The 3,311-nt window shown below is 46.8% G+C and carries 4 protein-coding genes; all 4 read left to right on the top strand.

The genetic code is table 11. The features are described 5' to 3' along the window. On the top strand, nt 1-518 hold a 518-nt coding region (locus tag VIM87_RS22770; RefSeq protein WP_331999231.1), incomplete at its 5' end, for a hypothetical protein. Between the two features lie 46 nt (nt 519-564). Beyond that, nucleotides 565-1,488 (top strand): hypothetical protein, encoded by a 924-nt coding sequence (locus VIM87_RS22765; protein WP_331999230.1) that lies wholly within the window; start codon nt 565-567, stop codon nt 1,486-1,488. Further along, nucleotides 1,472-2,824 (top strand): ATP-binding protein, encoded by a 1,353-nt coding sequence (locus tag VIM87_RS22760; protein ID WP_331999229.1) that lies wholly within the window; start codon nt 1,472-1,474, stop codon nt 2,822-2,824. The genes VIM87_RS22765 and VIM87_RS22760 overlap by 17 nt, the downstream gene beginning before the upstream one ends. A 41-nt stretch (nt 2,825-2,865) precedes the next feature. Then, a partial coding sequence (locus tag VIM87_RS22755; RefSeq protein ID WP_331999228.1) for a hypothetical protein occupies nt 2,866-3,311 on the top strand: 446 nt, incomplete at its 3' end.

The following is a 3,311-nucleotide window of genomic DNA, read 5'->3' as shown; positions in this document are numbered from 1 at the left end:
CAAAAACACTGGCGGAAAATGTAAAAAAAGTAATGGACATGCTTATATTTTCTGCAGAAGTGATCAACAAGCTTTCCAACATGATCATCAGGCAAAAAGCACTTAACCCACTCATTTCCGATGAACTGGTAAATAGTGTTGCCCAGGCAGGTACCGATGCCAACAAGGCCATTGCTTTGCTACTCGTAGCATTGCAATCCACCTCTGTTACCCAGGCCTCTAACCTGGAGTCGGAAGGCGGGTCCTCACTTGAATATGAACAATCGTTACTGTTGTACCAAATGTTATCAGGGACCGATCTGAATGGAAATCCCGATCCACAGGATACCATATCATTGACCTACCTGTTATCAGCATCATACAACACCGCCAAAAGTTACAGCGACCAGATCCAGGAAGATCTGAACCGCACCACCTATCAGCTCAACAGCGCCAGGATCACCCTGAACAAAGCACAGGTAAAACTGAAATCGCTGCAGGCAGGTTTGGCTGCCGCCAATGCCGCAGCTTTGGCTTAGTTTATATCATAAGTTAGTTATCGGGATAAAAGAAAAAATTACGGGTATGTGCCAGCTTTTTCTCAATTTTTACCGCAGCTTTTACCTGCGAACCGGCGGTTTTATTCCCTGCAATCCGCTGAACCGGGCTGTATATCCCGGCGATTTCTTCCAGCTGCGAAACGGCGAAATAACGCTGCTGGGAAATATTTTCCGGAATGGTATCATTATTCCCAAGGATGCTACCCTGAAGTATGGCATACAACTGGACCCCGCAGCCTGGCGTTTCAATAGCGGTATGACGAAGCGATATACCGGCTACGACAGCAACAACCTGCCGGAGAGTGAGATCGTATACAACAACCAGGTATTGAAATTTGCAGAAAAAGGGAGTTTTGGATTTAAAGCACATCAGCCGGAGGCGGCCAGGATTATGAACTGGAGCGAACTGCAGCAGCAATTAATTATAAAGCTTACCCAAACCATCTATTCGTTCAGGGAATTGTATGTGGTTACAGAAACCGCTGCTGCGTCTGACTGGGTATTGGCCATAGCAGGTTCTAAAAAAGCCGAACTGGAAATGAGTTCCGAAGTAGAGGATATAGCATTCGAAGACTTTTTCGAGCATGTATCGGCAAAAGTTGTCCGTATGAAGGATATAGATTTCTTTCACCACGAAAAACATCGCAAGCCCGTATTTTTTAAAGCAAAAAAGCTGGCGGTGCAGGACGAACGGATGGAGGTATTTATCAGCGAGCTCATTTACCAACGGATGGAATGGAACCATTGGATCAGCAGTTTTTACAGTCCGGACCTGTACCATGATCCCCTCCCCGCTCCCCACCTGCCCGGTCATGCGCCAATCAATGTGCTGGATATGTTGCAATGTGGTGAATTGAACCCCAATACTGCCCTGCAATATTTTAAATGGACAGATACCACCCTGGATGATGTAGAACAATTATTTGTCAATTATGGATGCGAACCTTAACCTGCAAACGCTGCACCAGGAAATAAACTGGCTGGAAGCTGTCATTGACCAGGTGATCAAAAGTTACCTGGTACAGGAAGGTCATGAAAACCATTGGATAGATATACCCCTGCCGGATCTGGCAGAAACCGGTTGTCATTATGCCGATGCAGTGAAAGAATGGAACCTGGATGTATTCGGGCGGCTGGCGCTCGCATTGGCCATGGCGCCACACCTGCGCCCCGAGGCCCTGGATATATTTTTTGGAAAGAACCAGATGTACGACCGTGGCTTTACCGAGTTTGGCGGCGCCACCGATAAAAACCACAGCGGCTTTTTACCTACAGGTCAAACCTTTTGTTTCCTGGCAACAGCTACTAACCCCGAATGGCGTACCGCTGCGCTGGATGTGCTGCACAAAGACCATATTCTGATAAAAGAAGGGGTAATTGCAATAGAAGAAACAGAAACCTGGCTGCCGCGGCTCAATGGCATCCTGAGCCTGGGCAGCCGCTGGTTTCATTATTTTGTTACCGGTAAAAAGTTGCAGGCCGAGCACAGTGCCGCCTTTCCGGCGCAGGCAATAAGCACAGCGATGAACTGGGAAGATGTGGTGCTGGATGATATAATAATGAACCAGGTAGAAGAGATCACCACCTGGCTGCAACACGGCGCTACACTGATGCAGGACTGGGGGCTGGCTAAAATGATAAAACCCGGCTACCGGGCCTTGTTTTACGGACCGCCGGGAACCGGCAAAACACTTACGGCTACGCTTATTGGCAAAAGCACCGGCAGGGAAGTATATAAAGTGGACCTGTCGATGATCGTATCAAAATACATTGGTGAAACAGAAAAAAATCTCTCCAAACTGTTTGATGCGGCACAGCATCGTCACTGGATACTTTTCTTTGATGAAGCGGATGCGCTGTTTGGCAAAAGAACGGCAGCCTCTTCCTCCAACGACCATCACGCCAACCAGCAGATTGCCTACCTGCTGCAACGCATTGAAGATTTCCCCGGCGTAGTGATCCTGGCCTCCAACCTCAAAGCCAATATGGATGATGCTTTCACCCGTCGTTTCCAGAGCATGATCCATTTTGCCATGCCGTCGGCTGCAGAGCGATATCGTCTTTGGCAACAGGCATTTTCCGGCACCTGCACCCTGCACCCGGATATTGACCTGTACGATGTAGCGGAGAAATATGAACTGGCCGGCGGAGCTATTATCAATGTGCTGCGGTTTTGCGCCCTGTCGGTCATCCGCCGCAAGGATACCGTGGTTACAAAAAATGAATTACTCGATAATATCCGTAAGGAATTGAAAAAGGAAAATAAGACAATGCGGATGCTCTGAATAAATACGTACAGGAGAAGCCAACAAAATGCGTGAAATATATGAATGAGTATGAAAAAATACAAAAATCAGCAAACAATCCCGACCGGCAGTTGGCGGCCGGTAAAAGAGCTGTACAGTTACAGGATAACCGGCATAAAAGTGTAATTCAAAAAGTGAGTGTTGAAAATGTGGATCAAAAAGGTACGTCTTATAATACCAACCAATTGCATCTTCCATCAGCGGTTGCCCAGCTTGCCAGTGTAAATATTATAAGGGATGTAGAAGAAGGTAGTAGTGTAAGTTCCGAATTATTGAAAACAGCCGTTGATACAATGAAAAAAATAGTAGAGGATGCAGAAGCTGCTGAAGGAAAAGCAAATTCGGGCACGGAACATCAGCGACTGAAAGATATTCTGGAAGAAAAAGAATTAAAAGACAAACTTCCTAAATCAAGCAACGCAACGTACGGACTTGGCGGATCAAACTATGGCAGTAAGTTTACAAC

Source organism: Chitinophaga sp. (genome assembly GCF_036569125.1).
GTDB lineage: Bacteria > Bacteroidota > Bacteroidia > Chitinophagales > Chitinophagaceae > Chitinophaga.
Note: the sequence above shows the minus strand (reverse complement) of the source record. Positions and strands in the feature narration are given on the sequence as shown.

Excerpts from the sequence above, each read along its gene's own strand:
- VIM87_RS22765 (WP_331999230.1), top strand. The coding sequence starts at position 565 with ATGTGCCAGCTTTTTCTCAATTTTTACCGCAGCTTTTACCTGCGAACC.
- VIM87_RS22760 (WP_331999229.1), top strand. The coding sequence starts at position 1,472 with ATGGATGCGAACCTTAACCTGCAAACGCTGCACCAGGAAATAAACTGG.